The sequence below is a fragment of the Gordonia sp. NPDC003425 genome, from assembly GCF_053588635.1.
Map to the genome: position 1 here is coordinate 3,755 of NZ_JBSFQI010000033.1, position 1,630 is coordinate 5,384.

2 rRNA genes (1 of these 2 only partly in view) are annotated in these 1,630 nt (G+C 53.9%); both read left to right on the forward strand.

Annotated elements, in window-relative coordinates:
* Window positions 1-1,395 (forward strand): 23S ribosomal RNA (locus tag ACWDTD_RS20380) (it extends 1,837 nt beyond the left edge of the window).
* A 111-nt stretch (window positions 1,396-1,506) separates the two neighbouring features.
* Window positions 1,507-1,623: ribosomal RNA gene (rrf, locus tag ACWDTD_RS20385) — 5S ribosomal RNA — on the forward strand.
* Window positions 1,624-1,630 lie beyond the last annotated feature (7 nt).

Genomic DNA, 1,630 nt, shown 5'->3' on the forward strand with positions numbered 1-1,630 from the left:
ATTGTTCCTGAGAGGTGATGCGTAACCGTTGTGGTGAATTCCATGATCCTATGCTGCCGAGAAAAGCCTCTAGTGAGTTGATACACGGCCCGTACCCCAAACCAACACAGGTGGTCAGGTAGAGAATACTAAGGCGATCGAGAGAACTGTGGTTAAGGAACTCGGCAAAATACCCCCGTAACTTCGGGAGAAGGGGGACCTGCACTGGTGAACGGATTTTCTCCGGGAGCTGGTGGGGGTCGCAGAGACCAGAGAGAAGCGACTGTTTACTAAAAACACAGGTCCGTGCGAAGTCGTAAGACGATGTATACGGACTGACGCCTGCCCGGTGCTGGAAGGTTAAGAGGACCGGTTAATCACTTCGGTGGTGAAGCTGAGAATTTAAGCCCCAGTAAACGGCGGTGGTAACTATAACCATCCTAAGGTAGCGAAATTCCTTGTCGGGTAAGTTCCGACCTGCACGAATGGCGTAACGACTTCTCTGCTGTCTCAACCACAGACTCGGCGAAATTGCAGTACGAGTAAAGATGCTCGTTACGCGCGGCAGGACGAAAAGACCCCGGGACCTTCACTATAGCTTGGTATTGGTGTTCGGTTCGGTTTGTGTAGGATAGGTGGGAGACTGTGAAGTGGGCACGCCAGTGTTCATGGAGTCGTTGTTGAAATACCACTCTGATCGTATTGGACTTCTAACCTCGGACCCTGATCGGGTTCAGGGACAGTGCCTGGTGGGTAGTTTAACTGGGGCGGTTGCCTCCCAAAATGTAACGGAGGCGCCCAAAGGTTCCCTCAGCCTGGTTGGCAATCAGGTGTTGAGTGTAAGTGCACAAGGGAGCTTGACTGTGAGACGTACATGTCGAGCAGGGACGAAAGTCGGGACTAGTGATCCGGCACCAACGTGTGGAAGTGGTGTCGCTCAACGGATAAAAGGTACCCCGGGGATAACAGGCTGATCTTCCCCAAGAGTCCATATCGACGGGATGGTTTGGCACCTCGATGTCGGCTCGTCGCATCCTGGGGCTGGAGTAGGTCCCAAGGGTTGGGCTGTTCGCCCATTAAAGCGGCACGCGAGCTGGGTTTAGAACGTCGTGAGACAGTTCGGTCTCTATCCGCCGCGCGCGTTAGAAACTTGAGGAAACCTGTCCCTAGTACGAGAGGACCGGGACGGACGAACCTCTGGTGTGCCAGTTGTACCGCCAGGTGCACTGCTGGTTAGCTACGTTCGGAAGGGATAACCGCTGAAAGCATCTAAGCGGGAAGCCTGTTCCAAGATGAGGTTTCTCACCACCTTCGAGTGGTTAAGGCCCCCCACAGACCATGGGGTTGATAGGCCAGAACTGTAAGCCCAGTAATGGGTGTAGGTGACTGGTACTAATCGGCCGAGGACTTACCAACAACACCCCCAACATCACCAGCACAACACGTGCACATGATGTTCGCATCCACTATGCATTTCTGAAACAACACCCGGTTGTGATAAACAAACCAGTGATGGTTTCACATCGTTACGGCGGCCATAGCGGAGGGGAAACGCCCGGCCCCATTCCGAACCCGGAAGCTAAGCCCTCCAGCGCCAATGGTACTGCACCCTAACCAGTGTGGGAGAGTAGGACACCGCCGAACACAATTT